Genomic DNA, 24,423 nt, shown 5'->3' with positions numbered 1-24,423 from the left:
ATAAAAGATTTATTTGCATTTCGTCCGGCGACGCCGTCCGCCTGCCTAGATGGCGCTGTGCCAAATCGGCACCATTCTAGTAGTTGTACTTAACTAACACCGCAGAAGACGCAACCACGTAATCGGAAAGCTCCAAAGACCCTTCGCTGAAAACGCGGACGTGGCCGCTCTACGCTCGGAAGCGCAATAGCCATCTTGTTTCGTCAAAGCTTGCGCCTATGGCCTCAGGTTACTGCGACTTTGCCAAACCTGCTGTTGGCCGCCGTCCAGTTCACTGTGCCCATAAAGGCGTCGACATACGCCGCCGCCTTGGCGCCATAATCGATCGCATAAGCGTGCTCATACATGTCAAGGACCAGGATCGGGGTGGCGTTTGCCAGCGCCATCGTATGGTCCGCGGCCCACTGGTTCATCAGCCGGCGATCACGATGGCTCCAGCTGAGCACGACCCAGCCGGACCCGCCGGCAAGCGCCTTGCCCATCCCGGCAAATTCTCCGCGCCAGCCGGAGTCGCTGCCAAAATCAAGCTCTATGGCTGCCGCCAGTGCATGGTCCGGCCGGTTGGGTGCCCCGAGGCCAGAGAAATAGAGCTCATGCAGGATCATGGAGTTCCAGGCCATCAGCTCCTCGCGCTTAAGGCCGTTGAGTTGAAAGCCCGGCGCCGTCGCGGGATCGAGCGCGGAAAGCTGCGCGCTGATCGCCTCAAGGCGCTTGACCGCGCCGACATAATTATTGTCGTGATGACTAACGAGCAGCTTCTCGGACAGGCCGGCAATGCCCTTGGGATCGAAGGGCAGCGGCTGGGGCTGCGGCGCGAAGGACGGTCCGGCTGCTTTAGGCGTCTGCGCCTGCGCAGCCTGCGAACCAACCGTGGCGAGACTCACGGTCAGTGCCGCACCAGCCGCGAGTAGGTCACGTCGATCGATCTTTGGGTCAATCATGGTCTTCTCCTGTCAGGCCGACATGGCGTTCATGCAAGAATCCCCGCAAAGTACAGCGCTACGCCCGCCGCTGAGGCGCCACCAAGAACCGTGAGGATGCCGAGGCGCAGGCGCAATGTCGCGAAGATCGCTGCGATTGCTATGACCAGAGCCCAGGGTTCGATGCTGGCGAAAGCCGGCATATCGAAATGAAGCGGCCCGATCCGTGCGGGCCGCACCTCCCGAAAAAGGGTATGAATCGCGAACCAGATGGCCAGGTTGAGCACTACGCCCACCACGGAGGCAGTGATTGCCGAGAGCGCGCCTGACAGCGCCCGGTTGCCGCGCAGGCGCTCAATGAAAGGGGCGCCAAGGAAGATCCACAAGAAGCAGGGAATGAAAGTCACCCAGGTCGCCAAGAGTCCCCCCAACGTCCCCGCCAGCAATGGCGGCAATGCGCCGGCATGGCGATAAGCACCGATGAAGCCGACGAACTGGAGCACCATGATAAGCGGCCCCGGCGTGGTCTCGGCCATGCCGAGGCCGTCAAGCATCTCGCGTGGGGCGAGCCAGTGATAATTCTCGACCGCCTGCTGCGCGACATAGGCCAAGACCGCATAAGCGCCACCAAAAGTCACGACCGCCATGGCTGAGAAGAAAGTGGCGATCTGGCTGAAGACGTGGTGTCCGCCCAGCGTCAGCAGCAGTGTCGCCACTGGCGCAAGCCATAGGAAAAGCCAGATCGCGGCCTGACGCAGCGTCTGCCCGAGGGACGGACGGGCGTGTGAGGGCAGTTCTTCGCCAAGCAGGGTATCGGCATCTGCTACGACATTCCCCTTGGCCGCCGCGTGACCGCCGCCAATCTGAAACGCAGCCATGCCGGAGCGACCGCCGCAATAGCCGATCAGGCCGGCGCTCAGCACGATGACGGGGAACGGCACGCCGAGAAAGAAGATCAGGATGAATGCCGCTGCAGCGAGGGCGCGCATTACATTGTTCTTGAGCGCACGCTGGCCTATCCGCACCACCGCCTGAAGCACTACGGCAAGCACCGCGCACTTAAGGCCGAAGAACAGCGCGGAGACCACGTTGACCCGCCCGTAAAGCGCATAGATCCAGCTGAGCGCCATGATCGATATTGCGCCCGGCAGCACGAAAAGGCCGCCCGCGACGATGCCGCCCCTGGTCCTGTGCATCAGCCAGCCGATATAAGTGGCGAGTTGCTGCGCCTCGGGGCCGGGCAGCAGCATGCAGTAATTGAGCGCGTGCAGAAATCGATGCTCACCGATCCAGCGCCTTTCGTCGACGAGAATGCGGTGCATCACCGCGATCTGCCCGGCCGGACCGCCGAAAGAGAGCGCCGCGATCCGAAGCCAGACCCAAAAGGCTTCGCCAAGCGACACGGGAGCGAGGGCCGCAGGTTTGGGCTCGTCGGTAATGACAGTGGGTGCGGTGCTCACGCAGGCACCTTTCCGGCGCGCACGCGCCTCGGTTGATGGGACACCCAGTCATGGGTCTCTCCAGTGGCGTCGCGGCACCAGCGGTAAAGCGCATCATAAATGAGCATGCCCGCTTCCAGCTGCTGATGATCGTCAGTGAACATCCGTGACAGACCTAGCGACAGGGCGACGAGGCCGGCCGCTTCGGGCACAAGATCGGGCCGTGCCGTGTCTGCGCCGCGCACAATGAGTCCAAGATGCGCAAGGGATTGAAGGCAGGACAAGCCGAAGCCGTCCAGCATAACATCGAACGTGCAACGATCGCCGTCATGGCTCCAGGCGATACCATCGCCTTCCATATCGAAAGGCGCAGCGCCAAAACGTTGAGCAACGCTCGCGACTTCAGCCGGCGGCACGAACAAGATGACGGCGTCGGGATCGACGAAGCGCCGGATCAACCAGGGGCATGCGATGCGATCTACCTTGGGTCGACTGCGTGTGACCCACGCGGTGCGGCCTTGTGCGTCACGAGCAGGAAGCGCTGCTTCGGGAACAAGCGGAAGACCGGCCTTTTCCCATGCCGCGATGCCGCCATCCAGCGCTTCCGCGTTGATGCCGGCGTGACGCAACCATGCTGCAGCGCCCTGGCTGAGATCATGACCATCCCGGCACACGACCACGACCTGGCGTTCGGAATATTGGCCCGCCCAATCGCCTATGTCATCCCAAGGGCGACGGTGGGCACCAGGTATCAGCTTCGGGTTCGCAGCAAAGTCTTCTTGCGTGCGAACGTCAATGATCGTCGGGCCGCGCGGTATGCCGACGAGCCGAATGAGTTTATCTACGGTAATGGAATTGAGAGCAGGCATAATGCGTCCTCGGGCAAGGCAGGACGCGATACTTCAGCCTTTCGCCTCATGGGGTGATCGCGATCCCCATGTCCGCAACTCTAGCGTCATCGCCAGTTGATCTCAACCGCCTTTGCTGCGGTCGCAGTTCCTCGCCAGACCCTCAGCGGGGGCGACTTCAACGTGCCGACTTAAGAGTCCGCGATCTTCAACACATCACGGAAATAAAGACGAGAGATAGGTCGGTTCGCTGCATCGCACACTTCAATGTAGTCCGACAGTCGAACCGCAATCCCTGAACAGATGTCCTCGGCAGCAATATCGCGAATGTTTCTTACCGCTTCGGCACGTACGACGTTGTCATCTACAGCGTAAATACGTTCTGCTCCGGGGAGCAACTCACCGTCGGTGTAAAGATGGAGATAATAGCCGGCCATCGTGCTGCTCCACGGGCATATCGCATGTCCGGCAGACCATAGCCTGAAAGGATTAACGCATTCGGAAAATTCTATACCGCGACCATGCGGGTTCCGCGAGTCAGCAGGTTCAGCTGAACTCGATAAAGCATGGCCAACTGCCAATGCGATTCCGCCGCTTCAGGAGAAGGAGCTTGTTCAGCCAGCTTCTCCTCACTTGCAATACGGGACTTACAATAATCGATTTCTTCGGACATCTTCAGCTCCCATTTTTCTCTTCACTAGCAGCAGAGCGACGGGCACGGATTGATCTATGATAGCTCTTCCACATCTTTGCGCGTGCTTCGGGCTAATTGTTGGTTGATTTCCTGAACGGTGTTATGGGTCCTTACCGCCGATCGATCATTTCGGGCTGTCGGCGAAGGAGAGTGAACAACACTCCCGCCTGAATAAAATTGGGGGGCGTCATGACTGACTTGCATCAGGCGGCACTCGCCCGCTTCCTTGAACGGTTGCTACTGCGCTCCCCCCTCACCTTGGATGAACGGGCCGCCATTCTCGGAATGAGAAGTTATCCATTCCAGGCCAGCGCTCAGGAGGACGTAGTGACTCCGGGCGCCGCCGTCGATCATGCTTGCCTGGTGGTCGACGGGCTGATCGGCCGCTATGACCTCATGGCGGATGGGCAGCGACAAATCACGGCCCTCCACATCGCGGGCGACTTATGCGATCTTCATTCAGTGGCCTCTCCCGTTGCCGGTTGGGGCCTCGAAGCGCTTACCACAAGCACGCTTCTCCAGGTTCCCCATGCCGATCTGCGCGCAATCGCGCGAAAATTTCCCGCGATTGCGATGGCTTTCTGGCGAGATACGATCGTAGACGCATCGATCCTTGCGAAGTGGGTGGGCAACCTGGGTCGGAAAAATACCTTGTCGCGCGTAGCCCATGTCTATTGTGAGATGGCGATACGTTCGGAAAAGGCGGGCCTGGGCACCCGACTGGATTTTCCGCTGCCGCTAAAGCAGCACCAGTTGGCTGATGTCGTGGGCGCAACCACCGTCCACATCAACCGGATCCTTCAAACGCTTCGCAAAGAAGGCATCGTAGGTAGCGGCGCCAATCATTTCGTCCATATCAACGACTGGAACCGTCTCACCGAGATCGCGGACTTCAATCCCTTGTTCCTGCTTATGTAAAGGGCCAGAAACCAGCCGGGCTTCACCGGCGCATTTCGGGCATCGCAGAACATCGAAAATGCATCGACAAGCAGCCCATCCCGATTGGGCTATAACGTATAAAAATCCACGAGCGTCGGGATATGATCGTTCAGAATTTTGATCTTCTTCTTAGCGATAAGCCAGCGATCACCTGAAAAGACAAAGGCATATTCATAGAATCCGAAGAACGTGTGCTGCGTTCTCGACCTCGGGTCAAAGACATGGACGGACCAGTTGGCGCTTCCCGTTGCCGCCCCCTCGTCGGTCGCCACGATAAGGACGTGGCTTATCGCATGCATGGTCCTGACGAGCGGTGCGGATGATATCGAATTTCCCGATCGAACGCGCCATATGCGTTCCTGCAGCCGCCTGCGCCCTTCGTAATAGATCAACGAAACCTCCCGAGACGGATCCTCAGTCAGTTCGTTCTCGTTCCTCCAAGTAGGCACCCAGAAAATCGAGTCCTCCGCGAAAAGGTCAAGCCACTCGTCCCACTTGCGCTGATCCAGATAGCGGCCATCGTTTTCGATAAGCGCGGTCAACTTCGATTGTGCTTGGCTGTCAAGGAGCGGCATTTATCGAGCCTCCTCGCTGAGCTTGAACAACTCAGGCCCCAGACGCTCTGACCATGCCTGATAATACGTCTGGAAAACGGTCTCGTCATTCAGCAGGGCGTTACCCTCCACTGAGTGAAGCGGCACGATGCCCAGATCCCGCGCGCTTTCGCTGGGGCCGTCCATGCGAGCGGCAACGCCGCGTTCATAGCCTTGCAGCCAGCCCGCGCAGCCATCGATCGCATGTCCGGCCTGACATCCTTCATAGGCTACCAGATCATCGGGCGTGGCCAGACCGGAGGGATTGAAAAAGTCTTCGTACTGCCGAAGCCGGCGGCGGCGCGCGGCAGCACTCTCCCCTTTCGGGGCGATGCAATAAGCGACCATTTCGGTAAGGTCGGGCGCAATCGGGCGAATGATGCGAAGAATGCTCGCCAGATTGTCCGCAACTTGCGCGTTGGGAAAGAGGGTGAGGTTGCGGAAATAGAACATCCATTCAGCCTTCGCCCGGCCAAATTGCGCTTCCAGTTCGAAACGCCTTTCGAACAGGGGATGGCTAGGGACCATCGGCACGGAGCCCCACGCCAGCACATGGCCATTGGCGAAGCCGAAAGAGCCGCCGCGCGCCGAATCCTCGCTTTCCTCTGTCAGCGTATTGGCGCGATCCCACACACCGCCCACACCCGTTTCATCGGCGTCCTCTGTGGCCCGATCCTGGGCAATCTTCATATAAGTGGGGTGAGTGGACGTAACGTGATAGCCGTCGGCGCTGTTTTCCAACTGGAGTTTCCAGTTCGCCCGGTACGTGTAAGTCACTGTGCCCGGCAGCACTTCAAGCCCGCCATCGCTCTGGTCAATCGCCAGGTCCAGAAGTGTTCGAACATCCCCCAGATAGCTGTCCAGACTGCTCACGTCAGCGCTGAGGCTACCGAACAGAAACCCGCGATAGGATTCAAAACGCGCTATGGGATGAAGATCATGGCCTTGCTCCAGAAAGGCCGCCGAATAAGCCCCGTTCGATTTTGCCTTGATTGAGCGGTTACGACCATCGCTATCGAACGACCAGCTATGATAAGGGCAGACGTGGAGTGGGCTGTTGCCCTGGCGCAAGGAACAAATCTGCGCGCCTCTGTGTGGGCAGGTATTGTAGAAGGCGCCGATCTCTCCCCCCCTGTCCCGCATGAGGAGGATTTCCTGCCGCCCTATCCGGGTCACCAGGAAATCGTGAGGGTTGGGAAGCTGGCTGTCCAGGGCAAGGAACACCCATCCCCCTTCGAACAGATACTTCATCTCCAGATCGAAGATCTGCTGATCGGAAAATATGCTGCGATGAACGCGAGATACGTCCTGCGCAGGTTCGAAATCCACCATTTTCATCGAACCCGTCTCTCCCTGCGGCGATGAGGCGCTTCTGTAATCGTATCGAACGCGGCGCCTTTCGGCGCCGCGCCGCTTCAATTGCGGAAATCGGGTCCGATGCGATCGACGAGGCGAAGCATGGCCTCCCAGTCGCGGGAAAAGTCACCGCCCATGGAGCTGTGAATCTCGCCAGACATAGCGGCCGCCTCGGGCGTGATGTGGCGAACCTCGCCTCCGCCCGACAAGGCGGCGACCTGGATGTCACAAGCCCGCTCGACGGCGTACATATACACCAGCGTCTCTCCGGGATTCCTTCCACATGTGAGAAGGCCGTGATTGCGCAGGATCAACACGTTGCGGTCCCCCAGATCGGCGACCAGCCGTTCACGCTCCTCCTCATTCACCGCCACGCCTTCAAAATCGTGGTAAGCCACATGCCCCGTCAAGGTGGCGGCATACTGGCTGATCGGCAAAAGACCATGCTCCTGCGCGGCAACGGCGCATCCCGCCCGCGTATGCGTGTGCATCACGCAGGTCACATCCCGGCGAGCCGCGTGAACAGCGCCGTGAATCACGAACCCGGCGCGGTTGATCCCCAAGCCTGTCGGGTCATCCAGCACCGTTCCGTCGACCGAGACCTTTACCAGCGATGAAGCCGTAATTTCGTCATAGAACAGGCCGAACGGATTGAGGAGATAAGTCTCTTCTCCATCGGGCACCCGCAGGGAGATGTGATTGTAAATCATGTCGGTCCAGCGAAAATACGCGACCATGCGGTAAAGCGCGGCCAGTTCCACGCGCGCCTGCCACTCCGCCTCGGACACGCGAGCGCGGACATCGCCTGCTATCCTGGCCTTTTCGCTCGAAGCGATTGATATGATCTGGTTTGACAGCTGCTTTGCTTCGCTGGCCATGAGACTTCCCCATTTTTCGTTATGCGGAAAGGAAATATCGTATAACGAAAAAATGGTCAAGATGTTCCCGTCCGCGAATGCACCGCTCCGGGCGTTCTCGCCGGCCACTCGCAGCGGCTTCCCAATTCCTTCGAAAGCTCCTCGGCGGTTTCCAGCAGCGCTTCGAGAAGAATTTCCGACTGGTGCGGGAAAAAGACCGAAAACCCGGCAACGGCCATCACTGCCACCGCGCGGTCCCGGTGATCCAGAATAGGAGCCGCAAGCGTGAAGATCGCGTTGGAACCATCCGTGCCGTGCTGGTCGTAAAAGGTCGTGCGGATGCGCTGGAGTCGTTCTTCCAGGGCCGCCTTGGTGGGGATGGGATCGGGATATCCTTCGCCCGCTTTCAATTTCAACGGTTCGCGAACTTTCGCTTCGGGATCGAATGCAAGCAAAACGCGGCCGCACGCAGAACCGGTCAGGGAACAAGGCATTCCCGGCGGCATGGTGATGTGAGGCGCTCCTTCGCTTTCCAGCGAAATCCAAACCAGCGCCTGGGCGCCTTGGCGACGGACCAGATAAGTCGCTTGCCCGAAACGATCACTCAGCTGGCGCAAGGCGGGATAGGAGAGCCGGATGACATTATGCTGCCTTTCGGCACGCTCCGCGAGCCGCATCAGGCCCACTCCCAGCCGGTAGACCGGTTCCCCCTCGTCCCTTTCCACCAATTGAAGCTCAACCAGCGTCGCCAGGTGACGCAGCACTCTGGACGGGGTCATCCCCAATTCGCGCGAAAGCTCAGTGAGAGAGCTGCCTTCCGGGTTCTGCGCCAGAGTTTCGAGAAGCTGGTGCGCCGTGACGACGGATTGCACCAGTTGCTGATTGTCCATCTATTGCCCCTAACCTCACTGCAGTCCGGCTTGCACCCGCGATCCGGTCTTGTCACCAGATCAGATAGCCTATCGGCCGGATGGCACAGGCCATTTTGCGGTACACAACAAAGGACAATACCGCGACGCCGATTGAGACGCCGCGGTATTATCGATCCGGGACTGGCCGTGAAACCGGGCGCGGGATCGGCGCAACCGACCTTCCCCGCGCCCGGCTCATAGGCGGTTAGATTTTCGTTCCGTCAGAAATCCTGCGAAATCGAAACGCCGTAGATCCGCGGAGGGCGATACTGGATTTCCAGATAGCCGCCGGGGTTGCCGCCGGTCGTCACGACCTTTGGCGCGTGTGCATTGGTCAGGTTCTTCCCGAAAACCGACAGGCGCGTAGTGCCATTATTCAGTTTCAGGCCGATCGATCCGCTAAGATCCACAAAGGACTTCGCCGGAATCGCCGCACTGGGTTCATAAGTATAACCGTCATTATAGGCAAAGTTCACGTTCGCATCAAATTCACCGATGCTGATCGGAGCCGTGTAATATGCGCCCGCCGTGAATGCCGCGTTAGCCGTGAACGGCAGTGGCTTGCCGCTGAGGTCGCCAAATGTGCGGACCACGCCGCCGCCTTGAGCGATTGTCTGAGGCGTCAGGATCGGGCCGTTCAAATACTTCACGAACTTATGGTCAAGAAGTTCGCCACTGAACGAGAGACGCAGATTATCGGTGACCTTTGCGTCAAAGCTGGCGTCGATGCCCTTGATCCGCGCCTTCGCGGCGTTGACGGTGGTAGCCGCTGTCTGGTTGAATATCGTAACCTGCAAATCCCGATATTCGTACAAGAATGCCGAGATATTGAGCGTTGCCCGTCCGCCGAACAGAGTGTTCTTTGACCCGATTTCATAGGCATCGAGATATTCGGGATTTGTCGGCTGTGTGTTCGGGCCGCCCGGCGGAATGGCGTTATATGAGCCTGCCTTGAACCCCCGGTTATAAGTCAGGTAGACCATGTTATCCGGCGTCAGGTGGTGATCGATACCCAACCGCCAGGTAAAGGTCTTGAACTTCTTGCTGGCGTCGGTCGGGTTCACAATCCTGATAATCGTTGTGGGATCCTGGACGGGACCACTCGGCGTTACCTGCGGGATGATCTCGATATCGCCAACGATCGAGCGCTTGTCGATCGTATAGCGCAAACCTCCCGTAATGTTGGTGTTCCCCAGCGCTTCGACCGGAACCGTGAACTGGCCGTACAAAGCGGGAGATTGAATCTTCTGCGTCATCCGGAACTGCTGCTGAATAGGTGCCACGTCCAAGCCAGTGATGAAGAAGGGATCGTATTTCACTTGCGAGCTGAGATAGTACGCACCCAAAATCCATTTTACCGGACTGCTGGGCACGGAACTGAGCTGAAACTCCTGAGAGAACTGTCGTTCAGGCTGCCTCCAACCGGCATATTGAGCGTTGATCGGAATGGGCGTCGCGTTCCATGCCTGATCGATCTTGCTCTTGCGATATGCCGTGAAGCTGCTCAGCGTCGCCCAGGAAAATTCGTGCTCATAAGTCAGGCTGGCACCCCAACTCCACTGCTTGTAGCGAGGATCGATCGCCATATCGACGTCCCAATAGCCCCCGTTTGCCGGGAACGTGTAAGGTCCGCCGTAAGGACGCGTATTCACAGGCTGGCTGGGGTCGTTACCGCCCCACTGGACGTTGGAGCCGGGAATGGGACGATAAGTCTGCCCCGAACTGCGCAGCCACGAATAATCGCCGGTCAGGGTGATCGTGTCCGAATCGCTGGGTGTGAACAGGATCTTGGAGCGGATCGTATAGCTCTTGTCCTTGTTGACCTCGTGGCCATTGAACAGGTTCTTGCCGTAACCCTTAGCCTGGTCGCGGTAATAGACCGCAAGGTCGGCAGCCAGGGAGTCTGTCAATCCACCGGTGACATAGCCGGAGGCGGTCAGCGTCTGGTACTGGTCGTACTTGACGGTCGCGTTGCCGCTAAATTCGTGCGACGGCGTCTTGGTCTTGACGTGGATCACGCCCCCGGTCGCGTTGCGGCCGAACAGCGTTCCTTGGGGTCCTTTCAGGACTTCGATCGATTCGATGCTGGAAAGATTCAGCAGGCCCGCATTCATCGACGTCAGATAGATATTGTCGAGATAGGTCGACACCGAGTTCTCATTGCCCGCCGAAGCCGTGGACGAACCCACGCCGCGAATGAAGGGCCGGAAGCCGGATGCCGAGTCATTCACGTTCAGGCCCGGCACGATGTTCTGCAATGTGGCTGTCGTATCGGCGCCCGTTTTGGTCAGCGTATCAGGCGTCACCGCCTGCACCGCCAAAGGAACATCCTGCAGACGTTCCGACCGCTTCTGAGCGGTCACCACGATCTCAGCGATGGAGTTGTTATCTGTCGCCTGGGCTTCACCGGATGCCGGCGACGTGGGCTGAGCGTACAATTGCGCCCCATAAAGCAACGCAACCGTCGCCACGCCCATGTTGAGAATCTTCGCTTTACCCTGTCGCATTCCTTGCCTCCCATTCCCTTCACACGCGGGCCGGTCTGAAGTCCCCAGCCTCGTTTCTATATGTGAACTCGTTCCAGGTACGATGAGCGACCATCGCTTGTCAAACTGCAATTGCCCAGATTTCCTCCACAGAAGTCATTGACGCGCCATGCGTCTCCTAAAAGACGCAGTTTGAGGCGAAACGAGGATCACTCGCAGGTCAACGTGCCGCGATCATTTTCATGCGCGGCATGTTTCGGTTAACCGAGCATAGTCCCGGGACTGATCCGGCGTCCGACGGCACCATCCAGCCTGCTTCGGCGTGCGTACGCTGCCGCTTAGGCATGAAATGCCCGCGGCAGCGGTTTGGCCCAACGCCGCAATCGGCGTTACCGGAACTCAGGGCTGCTGTCGTTCTGGACAATATAATCCGTGAAATCGACGATTTTCCCGGCCTTCAATGTGAACACCGCGATGTACTTGCCCGCAATCTTGCGATTCGGGGCGAAAACGATTTCATCCACCCGTTCATGCGTCACCACCGGACCGCGAGCCCAGGTCGTTCCCGGCGTAATGACCATTTTAATGCTCGACGCCCCCTGAATGAGGCCGGCGAAGTCTGGTTTTTGATAGGCCGGCATCTTGTCGATATCGCCGACAGCAAACCTTGCGCCTTCCGCAAAGAACGACATCACTTTCGCGGCATCCTTCGCATTCCATGCGCCAATGAAGGACGCGATTGTCTGGATATTGGCCTTTTCCTCGGCGTTAAAGGCGGGCCTGCGTTCGCTGGCCGCGGCAGGCGCGGCAAACAGTGTCGCTGCACCTATTCCCATGGCGGCAACCGCGACGCGACGACCAATCTTCATCCCTTTAACGGAGCGGCTCATGTCAATCTCCTCCAAGAAACCATAACGGGTAACAATCTTGCTTGGCGCGTTCTACCAGTTCGCCAACGTCTGGCGATCAATCGCGGCGACGCGGTTCACACCTACCAGCGCCATAGCAACCCGCATCTCGGCTTCCATGAGCTTTAGCATATGAGCCACGCCCTGCTCCCCGGCGGCAGCCAGAGCATAGGCCCAAGCGCGGCCCAGCAGCACCCCCTTTGCGCCAAGGGCGATCATCCGTACCACATCCAGGCCGGATCGCACCCCTCCATCGACAAGCAGGGTCAGATCGTCGCCGACCGCATCCGCTATCGGCGGCAGGGCCAACGTGGTCGAGGGCGCGCCGTCAAGCTGACGTCCTCCATGGTTGGACACTACCAGGCCGTCCGCACCGATCTTCACCGCCTCGCGCGCATCCTCGACCTCCAGCACCCCCTTGATGATGAGGGGGCCTTTCCACTCGCTGCGGATAATGTCGAGGTCCTTCCAGGAGACGCCGGGCTCAAGATTGGCGCCAATCCAGGCAAAGATGTCATCCAGTCCGGCTTTATCAGGCAAGGCCGGCGCAATATTGCCCAGCCCATGCGGACGACCGCTGACGCCGACATCCCAAGCCCAGGACGGATGCTGCATTGCCTGCCACACGCGCTTGATCGTCGGCCTCCAGCCGGTTGAACCTATCAGACCGGCCCGTATGTCTCGATAGCGCACCGCGCCCACCGGCGCATCCACGGTGAAGACGAGCGCGGTGCAACCCAGATCGCGCGCCTTGGCCATCAGATCCCGCATAATCGCCCGGTCGCGCATCATATAAAGCTGGAACCATATCGGCCGGGCCACCGCGGCCGACATCTCGTCAAGCGAACATACCGACATGGTCGACAGACAGAAGGGAACGCCCGCTGCCTCCGCCGCGCGGGCAGCTTGAACCTCTCCACGCCTTGCGCATATGCCCGAAAAGCCGACCGGCCCCAGACCCACAGGCATAGCGCTCTTTTGGCCGAACAGTTCAACAGAAAGGTCAATGTTCGACACGTCCCGCAAAACTCTTTGGCGGAGCGTGACCTGTTCCAGATCCTGCAAATTCCGGCGAAGGGTCGTCTCGCCATAGGAGCCGCCGTCGAGATAATCGAACAGGAATCGCGGCAGACGCCGGCGAGCCAGCTCACGATAATCGAGTGCCGTGGCCGCTCTCAAGCTGCCGCCTCCATCGCCGCGCCGCGCCGTTCGCAAACGGGGCCAACCCGAAAGATCAAATTGCTTCCCGGCAACATTCCAATCCCTCTCCCAATTTATTTGTCGGCCGCGCGATCGGAATCCGAATGACCGCCTTTCTCAATAATCGATTATCTGCCTGCGTGAACATGATCGGGATGTCAAGAACTCCGATGCCGGAGGCGTCCGCGCCCAGCCTCCGGACAAAGCGAGTCGTTACGCAACAGACGAAGCGGTGTGCTGTTGCCAAACAAGAACGGGGGAGAAGCCGACTCTCGCCTGACGGATCGCTAGGACCGCGGCAACGCCTTGAGCGTCTCGGTCCCGGTCTTTTCAATGTGGCGCTTAAGCAGCGCCACCGCGTCGCTCTTGCGCCGCTCGATCGCGGCCGTGGCTACCGCCACGTGTTCGGCCATGGGATCACGGGCCTTGTGCGGCGCAGCCAAGAATATCCGCCTGTATCTGTCATACAAGTCGTGCAGCGTCTGGACAAACTGCAGCAGCAACGGCATCCCGCAAGCGGACAACAGTTCCACATGCACATTACGATGTGCCTGTTCCCACAATTCGACCGCGTGAGGATCTTCGGGATCGCAGTCAATGGCCCGCAGTTCTGCGAGCCGTTGCAGCACCAGATGCTCCCAATGGGAATCGCCCAGGTCGATCGCTTCGCGAAGCGCCAGGGTCTCCAGATTAATGCGCAGCTGGATAATCTGGCGCAGGTCGCGTTCCGAAACCGGAGCCACCCGATAGCCGCGCTTATCCTGAAAAGTAAGAAAGCCTTCTGAGAAAAGCCGCGAAAGCGCCTCGCGCAGCGGGCTGAGGCTGACACCAAGTTGAGCGCGCACGCGATGAATGTTGATTTTGCTGCCAGGCGCCATTTCTCCAGCGATGATCGCACTGCGCAGACGCCCGGCCACCGTACTGGCCAAAGTCGGGCCGGTCGGCCCAAGCACGGGTTCGGAGTTGCTCAGGTCCTGAATTTTGGCTTGAAAGGTCAACATGCGCCCCCTTATCACTGCGGGACAAATCTAGTCACTCGCAATTTCCCTCCCGTGTGTAGCGTTACCGGCGAACGTTTGTCACGGCGCAGCAACGCTTCAGGTCCGCCATTCCTTGTTCGGCGTGGGCCGGGCCGGCGCAGCGATCGAGTCGAGAAACGCGGATCAATCCGTGTTTTGTAACTCAGCAGATCGCCCCCAAAAGCTTTGGGAACGGCATAAATTATATAATATAACTCCATTGACGGCAACCCGAAAAAGCCATATGAGGTCATTCAGCATATAGACCGACAGCCGGCTGTCGGCATAACCATCAGCAATATAGCCGTTATGTTTTGAATAATACTCCCTGCATTATAAGAAATTTATGGTTTAGAAATATAACCATTAATTAATAATGTAATTTATATTACATGTTATCGAATGTATTTCCAGATTATTTTTCATCGATTTTGCGGCGAAAAGGTGGAAATCGGATTGGATCCAATCGGAAAAGCAAAGCAGACTGAGTCTGCTGCCCATTGGAGGCCAAATTTCCAACCGCCCAGTGAGCGCGTTCTGACTCATCGTTGCGTCAGAACCTAAGAACAGCAAGGAGAGAGCGAGTGTCCATCAACGATGCGGCTATCGTCGGCTATGCCGAGACGAAGATCGAGCGCAATTCGGGCCGCGACATCTGGGATTTCGGCGGTGAGGTCCTGAGTTCGCTGCTGGCGTCCACCGGCATCGAGAAGGATGAGATTGACGGCATGCTCGTCAATGGCTCGATGACAGGCGCGGGGAATGCTTTCTGGTCGCAGACTACCGCGGATTATCTAGGGCTCGAGCTGAGATTCTGCCAGACCGTGGACCGTGGCGGCTCCTCCGCAGTCGCGGCAGTGGCTCGGGCTGCGGCCGCGCTGGAGGCGGGGCTGTGCTCCACCATTCTTCTGCTGAACGCCGATACCCAGTCGACGGAAAACAATCTGCGGATGCGTTCCTATCATGGAGAGTTCGTCGATCCTTTTGGTTCGATCGGACCGGCTACCGATTTCGGTCTGCTCAGCACGCGATACGACCATCTCTACGGGCTCGATCATCGGGCGCTGGGCAAGATCGCAGTGACATTGCGCGAGCATGCTTTGCTTAATGAATTGGGAAGCGACAAACTGCGCAAGCCCCTTGATATAGAGGCATATCTCAATTCGCCGATGGTCGCTGATCCAGTCCGCATGCTGGACTGCGTGATGGTTTGCGACGGCGCAAACGGCTTGCTGATGACAACCAGGAAGCGGGCCAAGGAAAAAAAATTCGACAAGTTCGTCGTCCCGCTAGGCTATGGTGAGCGGAGCAATTATCGCGCAAGCGAAAATATCGTGGACATCACGGAAAGCGGCCATCTTGTCGCCGGGCAGCACGCCTTTGCGCAAGCCGGCATCGGCCTCGCCGATATCGGATCCGCTCATCTCTATGACGATTTCATCATCGCGGTGATGTTGCAGCTTGAAATGTTCGGGTTCGCAAAGAAAGGTCAGGGCTGCGCCTTTGTGCAGGACACCAATCTCCGGTTTGACGGAGATCTGCCGATCAACACCAGCGGCGGCCAGATGTCGGCGGGACAAGCCGGCCTGGCCGGGGGCGGGACGCTCCTGATCGAGGCCGTCAGGCAGTTGTTCGGGGAAGGCGGTGTCCGACAGGTTCGGAACAATGCCCATGCGCTGGTCAGTGGCATAGGCTGGATTCCCTATGGCCGCCATTGGGGCACCACTACCGCATTGATACTCGGTTCGGAGGGGTAAGTGAGATGAGCACATCGCAAGACCGCCTGTTCCACATCGCGCGCTCCGCTCCCAGGAAGTTGCCGATTTCAGCGCCCTTTTGGGAAGGAACGCGCGAAAAGAAGCTGATGATACAGTATTGCCGCGATACCGGGCAGTATCAGTTCTACCCTCGCCCGGTGAGCGTGTTCACCGGCAGTAAAAACCTGGAATGGCGGGAAGTCTCAGGTGCTGGGGAAGTCTTCAGCTTCACCATCGCCCGAGTTGGCAGAGGCGGTTTCGCCGATGCGCTGCCATTTATCGTGGCCACCGTGCTGCTCAATGAAGGCGTAACGATTCTTTCCAACATCATCGATTGCGAGATCGATCAGGTCAAGATCGGCATGAAGGTCAAGCCTGCGTGGGCGCCGTTGGAAGACGGGACCAACCTGCTCCTTTTCGCGCCCGCCTGAAGCGTTTGGTCGAATAAGTGCGGCGTATTTTGTGGTGATAATGTGATCGAAAAAAAATTGACGTGCCGGGTCGACGGGAAAGCGCAGATCAACACGCTTTACCTGCCCGACGTGAAGGGTCCGGTTCCCGGCGTTCTAGTGCTTTCCGACATACTGGGTCTCGGCGATCATGCGCATGAGCGGGCTCGCCGAATTGCGGAGCTTGGATACGCCGCCCTCGCCTTCGATCTGCATGGCGACGGTGCGACCGTGGACATACCGACGGCACTAAGCGAGTTGGAGCGCTTCTACGCGCATCCACAAGGGCCTTTGGGCCGCGTCGAAGCCGCGTTGAAGCTGTTCCGTGATGAGCCGATGGTGGACCCTGACAAACTGGCAGCAATTGGCTTTTGCTATGGCGGAACGCTGGCGCTCGAGATGGTGCGAAGCGGGATCCCCCTTAGCGCCGTTGTGGGTTTTCACAGCGTGCTGAGGTCAAACATCACATGGACGCCGGAAAACCTCGGTGGCAAAATCCTGGTCTGTGTCGGATCTGAGGATCCGGAAATTCCGGCCGAACAGAGACACCTATTCGAAGCCGAAATGCGTCGGACGAAAGCCGATTGGCAGCTTCATCTCTATGGCGGGGTCTATCATAGCTTCACGGACTGGCGAGCCGATCAGGCTGGCCTTCCGGACTTCGCCCGCTATGACGCCTCAGCCGATCGCCGATCGTGGCGAGCCATGGAGGATGTGCTTTCAGATGCGCTCAAATGATGAAGCCTTGTTGGATCCGTCAGCGGGGATAGACAACACCGTGTCGATCAGTGAGGTTGAATACAGCATAATTTCGCTTACGTCGTCGCTGGGCTTCCTCCTGCACGCCACTTACCTTCAGCTTCGCGATTTGCTGCGCCTGTCTTCCGAGTTCGGCCTGAAACCGTCAATGTTCGAATTAATGAGGATCACGAGTGAGAATCCTGGAATCCGCCAGGCGCACGCGTCGAGAATCCTCCTTCTCCAAGAATCCAATACCACCATCCTCGTGAAGGAACTTCAAAACCTGGGTTTGATGGAGCGCGCCGAACCAGGAAAAAAAAAGCGGCCGGGCCTTTGGCTTACTAAGCTGGGCGAAGCCAAGTTCGTGGAAGTTACAAAGATTGCTCAATGCATTGAACGCGAGCACACCGCCAGCCTGCCGGATGCAGAGGTGAGCAAACTCAGAACGCTATTGAGCACGATCTATCGTGATGGATTATTGCGCAGTTTGGCAAATGACGTTCAGAAAGGGGCGGCTTCCTAGGCGGCATTTTGCGAACATGGCGCGCCTTTCCTAACAGCGGCCGCAAAGGCGGATTGAGCCTGCGGGGCTCCGGTGATCCGACAGAAGCATCTTGACATCTGCCACACACTATCTTATATTTCATAAGATAGAAAAGCGACTCTGCCACTTTTCGTGGATGATACGCCCGGTATTTCGTTTCCCGCGAAATCGCCTGGTGTAGAAGAAGAAATTGTTACGCGGTTAGGTCGATTTCCAAGCATGAAAGCATAAGAAGAATCGAAACGCGCGCGTCTCTCCTTCTTATATTCATGTTTCAATAAGTGCCGTGATTGTGTCGGCGCGTGCAGGCTAGTTCAAACCGCCGCCCTGAGAGGCGGAAAATTGAGATGGTGCAGGAGAGAAGCAGATGAAAGCAGCAGCAACCATGCGAGCGGCTCGCATGCACGAAGCGGGCGCGCGGTTGATCGTCGAAGAGCTACCGACTCCCATTCCCGGCAACGAAGATGTTCTGATTCGCGTCAGATCCTGCGGAATGGTGCCGAATCTTCTCAATGTGCTTCATCAGCTCGCCAAGATCGCGCCGGGACTGGGAATGCCCCTGCCTCCGCTGCCCGCCGTCTTTGGCCTCGATCCCGCTGGCGAAGTGGCGCAAGTTGGCGCGCATGTTAAGAATGTGGCGGTTGGCGATAGGGTCTATGTCAATCCCATGAGGGTTTGCGGCACCTGCCGGCACTGCGTGGACGGCGATTTTGCGGCCTGCCGCCATTACACATTCAACGGCTACTTCGGGTTTTCGCACAACTCTCTCGAGATTTACGACCGCTATCCCTCCGGCGGCATGGCTGAATATATGGTCGCGCCCTCCTATGCCGCGGTCAAACTCGCCGACCAGACCAGCTTCGATCAGGCCGCACGCCTGGGATATGTCGGAACCGCGTATTCGGCGCTGCGCCGCTCCAATGTGGGGCCAGAATCAACGGTTCTGATTACGGGCGCGTCAGGCACCCTGGGATTGGGAGGCGTTATCAGTGCCCTGGCTCTTGGTGCGAAGCGTATTTTCGCTGTCGCCAGGGACCGCGACCTCCTCGCCGAAGTCAAGGCGATCTCCCCCGGTCGCATCGAAACGATGTCCAGCCTGGACGGTTCGGTGCGCGAATGGATCAAGGACATGACGGCCGGCGAAGGCGTTGACGTCGCAGTGGATTGCCTGCCGTACGGCGCGCCCGTGGAACAGTTCCTGGAGGCTTATCACAGCGTCCGCCGTGGGGGCTGCGTGGTCAATGCCGGGGGCATTACAGAGGCGATACCCGTTTTCCTGCACGATCTCATGACGCGGAATATTTCGCTTGTGGGATCTCTGTGGTTTACGCCGCGCGAAGCGCGGGAAATGGCCGCGTTGGCCGAAAGCGGGCTTTTGGACCTCTCGATATTCGAAACCTGCGCGTGTACGCTGGACACCGTGAACGACGCCCTGGGCGACATGTCAGCGCGGCGCGGCGGCTTCTCGAATTACGTCGTCAATCCTTGAGATCGGCACGCGGATATTTGCATATATTGGAGCCGGCTCCTGCCCGCCGGACTCGGCGCTGAAACCCCGAATAATTCAAGTTCTATCGATTGAGTGAGGAATGAAGATGTCCAACACCGAGGAAGTCCCCGTCGACAGCCCCTTGAAGGGCGTTCGCGTCCTGGAACTGACGCAGTACATCGCGGGGCCTTTGGCTGGACAGCAACTGGCCGATTACGGTGCTGAGGTCATCAAAATCGAACGGCCGGGCAGCGGCGATCCGTTTCGGGTTTATGACGGCGGCCGAAACATACCCAATTACGGTTTCAACTTCCGTGCGTTCAACCGCAACAAGAAGAGCCTGGCTCTTGATCTTTCGTCGCCGGCCGCCATCGACCTGGTCAAGCGCCTCGCTGCCGAAGTGGATGTGGTTCTGGAGAACTTCCGTCCGGGGGTCATGGACCGTCTCGGGATCGGCTATGAAGCGCTGAAACAGGTCAATCCGAATATCATCTATTGCGCGGTGGCCGGCTTCTCTCCTGACGGTCCCTACGCGAAGAGGCCCGCTTTCGACACGGTGGGCCAGGCGTTGTCCGGCGTCCTCTATCTGTTCACCGACCCCGAAAATCCGAAGATGCGCGGGCCGACCGTCGCCGACCAGGTCACGGCGATGCAAGCCGCGACGGGGATCATGGCGATGCTGCGCGGCAAGGCGATTTCAGGCAAGGGAGGCCGGCTCGACATCAGCATGGTCGATGCAGCCACCTCGTTCATCCCGGATGTTCTGGCCGGCTATACCGACGCGGATAAGAACCCAACGCCAGATACGCGCGTGTCTGCCTCTCAGGCATTCATTGTGCGCTGCTCTGACGACAGATTGATTGCGGTCCAATTGGGCGGCCTGGACCAAGCCTTCACGACGCTGACCGAACAGTTGGGGTGTCCAGAACTGGCAACGGACGCGAGATTTGCGATCGCGTTCGACCGGCGTTCCAATTGGTCGGAATTGGTCGAATTGCTGCGGCCCTACTTCGCCACCCAACCGGTGGCTCATTGGACCGCGCTTTTCACCGAAACCGGCATTCCACATTCCGAAGTCCTTACGATTCCGGAGGTCCTCGAATGTCCAGAGATCGTTCACAGCGGCCTCTTCGAAAAACGGGAGCACCCCCAGGCGGGCCCGATGACGTTGGCCCGGCGCCCCACCCTCATCAACAAGTCGCGGGGGCCAGCCCAGGATTTCCCGCCGCTTCTGGGCGAACAGTCCGAAGAGGTGCTGCGGGACCTCGGTTTGAGTGCTGACGAGATCACCAAGATGCGGGAGAACGGACTAATCGCTACCCCCGAGACCTGATGGGGGATGGCCCGTCCTACCGAGGCCATAACCGATCGGGACGCGACGAAACCGGGATGGCCGTCGCATTACGCCACCGCCAAAATGAATGTGGAGAGTTTCATGTCAGACGACATGACGATGTTTTCGGAAGAAGAGCGTGAGTTGATCCGAACCTCGGTCAACCGGCTTCTTGCGGATAAGTGGCCGGCCCTTAAGGCGGTTGAATTGAGCGCGGAGCCCGCGGCGGTCAAGGATATCTGGACGGAACTCGAATCGCTCGGCGTTCCCGATCTCGGCCGCGACCCGGCGATGGGCGGTCTTCGAGAGATATTGCTCGTATTTGAAGAGCTTGGGCGGGCGTGCTGCCCTGCCCCGCTGATCGGCGCCGTTGTTGCCAACCTCGTGCAAAAACACGTCGAGGGTACTTCCGATACCGTCGTGCCATCGCCGACTAAAAACCTGTACGCCGCCGGTCTTGGGGCATTTGACGGCGATCTTGCGGCCGGGCAATTGACGTTTGCCGAAGGCAAAGCAACCGGGATTGCCCACTTCGTTGAGGGTGCGGCGACGGCTGACCGCTTCATCTTCCTTCTGAATGAGCCATCAGGCGTCGCCATCGTCGATGCAAGTGCGCCAGGGGTAAGCGTCGGGGCAACACCGGCGCTCTCTCTGCCGGATTTGTCCTCCGTCGAATTGACGGGAGCCGCGGCAACATTCGTGCCTGTTCCCGTCGACGAGCTGAAGAACATCGCGCAAATCGTCCGCCTGGCCACCGCCTCGCGCGCCCTTGGATCGGGCCAGAGAGGTTACGAGCTTGTGGTCGAGCATGCCGGGACAAGAAAGCAGTTCGGCAAGTTCATCGGTCAGTTCCAGGCCGTTCAGCACCGATTGGTTGACAACCTCATTCGGCTGGACGGGGCTCGACTGACCCTTGATGCCGCCGCCACCGCCTACGATCAAAAGCTCGAAACTTGGGCCACTTTCGCCGATCTTGCGCTGGCGCATCTCAATCCAGGGTTACGCCAGCTGGCAATCGACATGCATCAGCTGATGGGCGCCATCGGCTATTCCGAAGAGCATGAACTGCCCCGGCATTTCCGGCAGATCCACGGCAACGTATCCCGCTTTGGCGGAGCGTTCCGCGCGCGGGCGGAGATTGGCGCCTACCTCGTCGGCGGGGCTGACAGCAGATTGCAAGGCATTTGATCGATGACGAAACTACCTGAATTTGACCTCGATCCCGCCGCCAAGTCCTTTCGCAAGGACGTGCGGCAATGGTTGCGTGAGAACTGGGTTGACTCCCGAAAGGCTGAGCATGAGAAGCTTCCTTTCAAGGATCGCGGCTTCGACCGTGATTTTGCCCGGGCGCTTGGCGCCAAAGGCTGGATCGGTGCGGGATGGCCGAAATCGGAAGGGGGATTGGCGCTGAGCCCCGTCGAGCAACTCGTGCTCACCGAAGAGATGGAATACGCCCAGGCGCCTTATGGCCACATCGTCGCTTCCACGATGGTTGCGCCGGCCTTAATCAAGTTCGGCACCGCCGAGCAGAAGGCCGCTTATTTACCTCGCATCCGTTCGGGAGAAATTGCTTTCGCCCTCGGCTACAGCGAACCAGAGGCGGGGTCGGATCTCGCGTCGCTCAAGACGAGAGCGGTCAGGGAGAATGGCGGCTGGCGCATAAATGGACAGAAGATGTGGTCGACCATGGCTGACAAGGCTGATCACCTTTGGCTTGCCGCGCGAACCGATCCAGACGCCAAGCCGCAGCATGCGGGAATCAGCGTTTTCATTATTCCCATGGGGACGGAGGGTTTCACCATCCGGCCAAGTCTAGCCATGTATGGCAAGACTTTCTCCGAACTGTATTTCGACGATGCCTGGGTGCCCGATAGCGCCCTGGTGGGCGAGGTGAACAAGGGATGGGCGATCATCACCAGCGCACTGGCTGCGGAGCGCGTGACAATCGGCGGCACGGTTGCGCTGCTGCAACGCGCACTTGACCAATTGACAAACTACGTTGCGACAGCTGAAGTGGGCGGGCGCAGTTTGCGTGACGATCCGGTTATCCTGGACCGGCTCGGCGGGCTCGCTGCAGACATAGAGGCTGCCCGGCAATTGGCGCTGCGCAATATCCGGTTGGCCGCAATGGGACGCACACCGATTCACGAAGCATCGATGGCGAAAGTTTTCGTGGCCGAACTGCAAGGACGTCTGGGAGAAGCTTCGCTGGATATCTTGGGCTCTTCCGGACTATTATCGGAAGACGCACCTAACGCCCCGGTTGGGGAGATGGAGCAGATACTGCGGCACACTATTATGCAGATATTGGGCGGCGGGGCGAGCGAGATTCAGCGAAACATTATCGCGACACACGGAATCGGCCTCCCTCGGTAATACTAAAAAACGCGCTTTGTACGATTGATTTAAAAACTTGCAGGAGTGAGAGGCGATGAAACCCCAGTATCAGAACGGCAAACTGTTCATCGGCGGCGAGTGGGTCGAACCTTTCAGCAAGGAAAGGTTTGAAATCATTTCGCCCAGCACCGAGGAAGTTCTGGGATTTGCGCCAAACGCCTCCGTCGAGGACATCAATCGCGCCGTAGCGGCAGCGCGCAATTGTTTCGACAATACCGATTGGCCGCATCTTTCGTTCGAGGAACGCGCAAAATATCTCTATCATGCAGCGGACGTGTTTGATGCCAATCTTGCACGTGTTGCGGAAGTGTCGGCGGATGAGAGCGGACTGCCTTATCACACTGACGCCATGAATCATGCGCGGCTGATCGGTCATCTGTTCAGGACCGCCGCCGATCTCGGGATAAAATTGGGTCAGGAAGAAGCCCGGCCCGGTCATTTCACGAAGGTTACTCTGCGGCGCGAGCCGGTCGGCGTCGTTGCGGCGATCACGCCCTGGAATGCCCCTTCCGCGATGGCTCATTTCACCATCCCGATGGCGCTTATGGCCGGGTGCACGGTCATATTGAAGACGGCGCCGGAATCACCCCTTCACGGGCAGATTCTCGGTTCGATCTATGAGGAAATCGGCCTCCCGGCGGGCACGGTCAACATCGTGGCGGCAGGTGCGGAAGCGAGCGAGGCGCTGGTTCGTCACCCGGGCGTCGACAAGGTCGCTTTTACCGGCAGCACCGTCACCGGCCGCCGCGTCGGAATGATCTGCGCCGAACTGTTCAAGCGCCGCACTCTGGAACTTGGCGGCAAGTCGGCGGCGATCGTCCTGGACGATGCCAACCTCTCCGAAATCATGCCTGACCTCGTCAGATCGTCAGTGATGAACAACTGCCAGGCATGCCTGGGGCAGACGCGCATTCTTGCTCCTGAAAGCCGATATGACGAAGTCGTGCAGGCTTATGCCGCGGAAATGGCGAAAATTAAATTCGGCGATCCTTTCGCGGAAAACACCGTCGTCGGACCGCTGATTTCCGCCAAGGCGCTCAAGAAGGCTGAGGACTATGTCGAAATCGGCAAGGCCGAAGGCGCCACGCTGGTCATGGGTGGCAAGCGGCCAGAAGGGCTGAACAAGGGCTGGTATCTCGCGCCGACAGTGTTCAAAAACGTCAGGAATGACATGCGGATCGCGCAGGAAGAGATATTCGGCCCGGTCTTCGTCATCATCCCTTACAAGGATGAGGAAGAAGCCGTGAAGATCGCTAATGACAGCGAATATGGCCTCTCGGGTTCCGTCTGGACTTCCAACCCGGAGCGTGGGCGCAGGGTCGCCCGGCGCATTCGTACCGGACATTGCGGCATCAATGTCCATATGTTCGAGTTTTCCGGGCCGTTCGGCGGCTACAAGAAATCCGGCCTCGGTCGCCAGTTCGGTGAAGAGGGCCTGAGCGAGTTCTTCGAATTCAAGCAGATCAACGAGAAGCTTCCAGCGTAAGGGGCTTTGTTGCACAAATGAGCTGGTGGACAAGTTGCCGGCTTTGAAGGTTGGTGG

Annotated in this window: 23 protein-coding genes; 10 read left to right on the top strand and 13 right to left on the bottom strand. The window is 58.6% G+C overall.

Features of this window, described 5'->3' with window-relative positions:
* Positions 1–224: 224 nt before the first annotated feature.
* The 5 genes from V7D69_RS07545 to V7D69_RS07525 all read right to left on the bottom strand — a co-directional run bounded on the left by V7D69_RS07545 (position 225) and on the right by V7D69_RS07525 (position 3,880).
* Positions 225–941: a superoxide dismutase gene (locus tag V7D69_RS07545; protein ID WP_324064169.1), complete on the bottom strand. Its 717-nt coding sequence runs from the start codon at positions 939–941 to the stop codon at positions 225–227.
* A 29-nt stretch (positions 942–970) separates the two neighbouring features.
* Positions 971–2,380 (bottom strand): chromate efflux transporter, encoded by a 1,410-nt coding sequence (chrA, locus tag V7D69_RS07540; protein WP_333605471.1) that lies wholly within the window; start codon positions 2,378–2,380, stop codon positions 971–973.
* Positions 2,377–3,228 (bottom strand): sulfurtransferase/chromate resistance protein, encoded by an 852-nt coding sequence (locus V7D69_RS07535; protein WP_324064171.1) that lies wholly within the window; start codon positions 3,226–3,228, stop codon positions 2,377–2,379. The genes chrA and V7D69_RS07535 overlap by 4 nt, the downstream gene beginning before the upstream one ends.
* 170 nt (positions 3,229–3,398) lie before the next feature.
* Positions 3,399–3,644 carry a DUF6894 family protein gene (locus V7D69_RS07530; protein ID WP_324064172.1) on the bottom strand — a complete coding sequence of 82 codons (246 nt, stop codon included), beginning with the start codon at positions 3,642–3,644 and terminating at the stop codon, positions 3,399–3,401.
* Between the two features lie 71 nt (positions 3,645–3,715).
* Entirely contained in the window at positions 3,716–3,880 is a 165-nt protein-coding gene (locus V7D69_RS07525) for a hypothetical protein (RefSeq protein WP_324064173.1), read from the bottom strand.
* Between the two features lie 210 nt (positions 3,881–4,090).
* On the opposite strand from V7D69_RS07525, the gene V7D69_RS07520 reads away from it, so the two are divergent.
* A complete protein-coding gene (locus V7D69_RS07520) occupies positions 4,091–4,819 on the top strand; it encodes a Crp/Fnr family transcriptional regulator (RefSeq protein WP_324064174.1) in 729 nt (242 codons plus the stop codon).
* A gap of 89 nt (positions 4,820–4,908) precedes the next feature.
* Here V7D69_RS07520 and V7D69_RS07515 read toward each other — a convergent pair whose 3' ends face one another.
* The 8 genes from V7D69_RS07515 to V7D69_RS07480 form a co-directional block, all read right to left on the bottom strand.
* Positions 4,909–5,415, bottom strand: coding sequence for an aromatic-ring-hydroxylating dioxygenase subunit beta (locus tag V7D69_RS07515; protein ID WP_324064175.1), 507 nt, complete (start codon positions 5,413–5,415; stop codon positions 4,909–4,911).
* Complete coding sequence (locus V7D69_RS07510; RefSeq protein WP_333605470.1) at positions 5,416–6,771, bottom strand: aromatic ring-hydroxylating oxygenase subunit alpha; 1,356 nt, start codon at positions 6,769–6,771, stop codon at positions 5,416–5,418.
* 77 nt (positions 6,772–6,848) lie between these two features.
* Positions 6,849–7,667: a class II aldolase/adducin family protein gene (locus V7D69_RS07505; protein WP_333605469.1), complete on the bottom strand. Its 819-nt coding sequence runs from the start codon at positions 7,665–7,667 to the stop codon at positions 6,849–6,851.
* A 56-nt stretch (positions 7,668–7,723) separates the two neighbouring features.
* On the bottom strand, positions 7,724–8,536 hold the full coding sequence (locus V7D69_RS07500; RefSeq protein ID WP_324064178.1) for an IclR family transcriptional regulator: 813 nt from the start codon (positions 8,534–8,536) through the stop codon (positions 7,724–7,726).
* Positions 8,537–8,778: 242 nt separating this feature from the next.
* A complete protein-coding gene (locus V7D69_RS07495; protein WP_333605468.1) occupies positions 8,779–11,064 on the bottom strand; it encodes a TonB-dependent receptor in 2,286 nt (761 codons plus the stop codon).
* A gap of 368 nt (positions 11,065–11,432) precedes the next feature.
* Positions 11,433–11,933, bottom strand: coding sequence for a nuclear transport factor 2 family protein (locus tag V7D69_RS07490; RefSeq protein ID WP_324064614.1), 501 nt, complete (start codon positions 11,931–11,933; stop codon positions 11,433–11,435).
* 51 nt (positions 11,934–11,984) lie between these two features.
* The gene (locus V7D69_RS07485) at positions 11,985–13,130 is read right to left on the bottom strand and encodes an L-lactate dehydrogenase (RefSeq protein WP_324064613.1); all 1,146 of its coding nucleotides are present in this window, start codon (positions 13,128–13,130) and stop codon (positions 11,985–11,987) included.
* A 308-nt stretch (positions 13,131–13,438) separates the two neighbouring features.
* The gene (locus V7D69_RS07480) at positions 13,439–14,152 is read right to left on the bottom strand and encodes a GntR family transcriptional regulator (RefSeq protein WP_324064612.1); all 714 of its coding nucleotides are present in this window, start codon (positions 14,150–14,152) and stop codon (positions 13,439–13,441) included.
* A gap of 602 nt (positions 14,153–14,754) precedes the next feature.
* Here V7D69_RS07480 and V7D69_RS07475 point away from each other — a divergent pair.
* The 9 genes from V7D69_RS07475 to V7D69_RS07435 all read left to right on the top strand — a co-directional run bounded on the left by V7D69_RS07475 (position 14,755) and on the right by V7D69_RS07435 (position 24,366).
* Complete coding sequence (locus tag V7D69_RS07475; protein ID WP_324064611.1) at positions 14,755–15,927, top strand: thiolase family protein; 1,173 nt, start codon at positions 14,755–14,757, stop codon at positions 15,925–15,927.
* 5 nt (positions 15,928–15,932) lie between these two features.
* The gene (locus tag V7D69_RS07470) at positions 15,933–16,358 is read left to right on the top strand and encodes a Zn-ribbon domain-containing OB-fold protein (protein WP_324064610.1); all 426 of its coding nucleotides are present in this window, start codon (positions 15,933–15,935) and stop codon (positions 16,356–16,358) included.
* Between the two features lie 42 nt (positions 16,359–16,400).
* Complete coding sequence (locus V7D69_RS07465; RefSeq protein ID WP_333605467.1) at positions 16,401–17,114, top strand: dienelactone hydrolase family protein; 714 nt, start codon at positions 16,401–16,403, stop codon at positions 17,112–17,114.
* Positions 17,101–17,640 carry a MarR family winged helix-turn-helix transcriptional regulator gene (locus V7D69_RS07460; protein ID WP_324064608.1) on the top strand — a complete coding sequence of 180 codons (540 nt, stop codon included), beginning with the start codon at positions 17,101–17,103 and terminating at the stop codon, positions 17,638–17,640. The genes V7D69_RS07465 and V7D69_RS07460 overlap by 14 nt, the downstream gene beginning before the upstream one ends.
* Before the next feature lie 388 nt (positions 17,641–18,028).
* Complete coding sequence (locus V7D69_RS07455; protein ID WP_333605466.1) at positions 18,029–19,150, top strand: alcohol dehydrogenase catalytic domain-containing protein; 1,122 nt, start codon at positions 18,029–18,031, stop codon at positions 19,148–19,150.
* 106 nt (positions 19,151–19,256) lie between these two features.
* Positions 19,257–20,483, top strand: a complete 1,227-nt coding sequence (locus tag V7D69_RS07450) for a CaiB/BaiF CoA transferase family protein (RefSeq protein ID WP_333605465.1) — start codon at positions 19,257–19,259, stop codon at positions 20,481–20,483.
* 102 nt (positions 20,484–20,585) lie between these two features.
* The gene (locus tag V7D69_RS07445) at positions 20,586–21,671 is read left to right on the top strand and encodes an acyl-CoA dehydrogenase family protein (RefSeq protein WP_324064605.1); all 1,086 of its coding nucleotides are present in this window, start codon (positions 20,586–20,588) and stop codon (positions 21,669–21,671) included.
* Positions 21,672–21,674: 3 nt separating this feature from the next.
* Positions 21,675–22,859 (top strand): acyl-CoA dehydrogenase family protein, encoded by a 1,185-nt coding sequence (locus tag V7D69_RS07440; RefSeq protein ID WP_333605464.1) that lies wholly within the window; start codon positions 21,675–21,677, stop codon positions 22,857–22,859.
* 55 nt (positions 22,860–22,914) lie between these two features.
* Complete coding sequence (locus V7D69_RS07435) at positions 22,915–24,366, top strand: aldehyde dehydrogenase (RefSeq protein ID WP_324064603.1); 1,452 nt, start codon at positions 22,915–22,917, stop codon at positions 24,364–24,366.
* Positions 24,367–24,423: the final 57 nt, after the last annotated feature.

Source organism: Novosphingobium sp. (assembly GCF_036733805.1).
Classification (GTDB): Bacteria; Pseudomonadota; Alphaproteobacteria; order Sphingomonadales; family Sphingomonadaceae; genus Novosphingobium.
The sequence above is the reverse complement of the archived record's forward strand: the minus strand, read 5'-3'. Positions and strand labels throughout refer to the sequence as shown.

What these genes read in the sequence shown, in the direction of transcription:
- V7D69_RS07545 (WP_324064169.1), bottom strand. Translation starts at nt 941, where the DNA reads ATGATTGACCCAAAGATCGATCGACGTGACCTACTCGCGGCTGGTGCG.
- V7D69_RS07535 (WP_324064171.1), bottom strand. Translation starts at nt 3,228, where the DNA reads ATGCCTGCTCTCAATTCCATTACCGTAGATAAACTCATTCGGCTCGTC.
- V7D69_RS07530 (WP_324064172.1), bottom strand. Translation starts at nt 3,644, where the DNA reads ATGGCCGGCTATTATCTCCATCTTTACACCGACGGTGAGTTGCTCCCC.
- V7D69_RS07525 (WP_324064173.1), bottom strand. Translation starts at nt 3,880, where the DNA reads ATGTCCGAAGAAATCGATTATTGTAAGTCCCGTATTGCAAGTGAGGAG.
- V7D69_RS07520 (WP_324064174.1), top strand. Translation starts at nt 4,091, where the DNA reads ATGACTGACTTGCATCAGGCGGCACTCGCCCGCTTCCTTGAACGGTTG.
- V7D69_RS07515 (WP_324064175.1), bottom strand. Translation starts at nt 5,415, where the DNA reads ATGCCGCTCCTTGACAGCCAAGCACAATCGAAGTTGACCGCGCTTATC.
- V7D69_RS07510 (WP_333605470.1), bottom strand. Translation starts at nt 6,771, where the DNA reads ATGAAAATGGTGGATTTCGAACCTGCGCAGGACGTATCTCGCGTTCAT.
- V7D69_RS07505 (WP_333605469.1), bottom strand. Translation starts at nt 7,667, where the DNA reads ATGGCCAGCGAAGCAAAGCAGCTGTCAAACCAGATCATATCAATCGCT.
- V7D69_RS07500 (WP_324064178.1), bottom strand. Translation starts at nt 8,536, where the DNA reads ATGGACAATCAGCAACTGGTGCAATCCGTCGTCACGGCGCACCAGCTT.
- V7D69_RS07495 (WP_333605468.1), bottom strand. Translation starts at nt 11,064, where the DNA reads ATGCGACAGGGTAAAGCGAAGATTCTCAACATGGGCGTGGCGACGGTT.
- V7D69_RS07490 (WP_324064614.1), bottom strand. Translation starts at nt 11,933, where the DNA reads ATGAGCCGCTCCGTTAAAGGGATGAAGATTGGTCGTCGCGTCGCGGTT.
- V7D69_RS07480 (WP_324064612.1), bottom strand. Translation starts at nt 14,152, where the DNA reads ATGTTGACCTTTCAAGCCAAAATTCAGGACCTGAGCAACTCCGAACCC.
- V7D69_RS07470 (WP_324064610.1), top strand. Translation starts at nt 15,933, where the DNA reads ATGAGCACATCGCAAGACCGCCTGTTCCACATCGCGCGCTCCGCTCCC.
- V7D69_RS07460 (WP_324064608.1), top strand. Translation starts at nt 17,101, where the DNA reads ATGCGCTCAAATGATGAAGCCTTGTTGGATCCGTCAGCGGGGATAGAC.
- V7D69_RS07455 (WP_333605466.1), top strand. Translation starts at nt 18,029, where the DNA reads ATGAAAGCAGCAGCAACCATGCGAGCGGCTCGCATGCACGAAGCGGGC.
- V7D69_RS07450 (WP_333605465.1), top strand. Translation starts at nt 19,257, where the DNA reads ATGTCCAACACCGAGGAAGTCCCCGTCGACAGCCCCTTGAAGGGCGTT.
- V7D69_RS07445 (WP_324064605.1), top strand. Translation starts at nt 20,586, where the DNA reads ATGTCAGACGACATGACGATGTTTTCGGAAGAAGAGCGTGAGTTGATC.
- V7D69_RS07440 (WP_333605464.1), top strand. Translation starts at nt 21,675, where the DNA reads ATGACGAAACTACCTGAATTTGACCTCGATCCCGCCGCCAAGTCCTTT.
- V7D69_RS07435 (WP_324064603.1), top strand. Translation starts at nt 22,915, where the DNA reads ATGAAACCCCAGTATCAGAACGGCAAACTGTTCATCGGCGGCGAGTGG.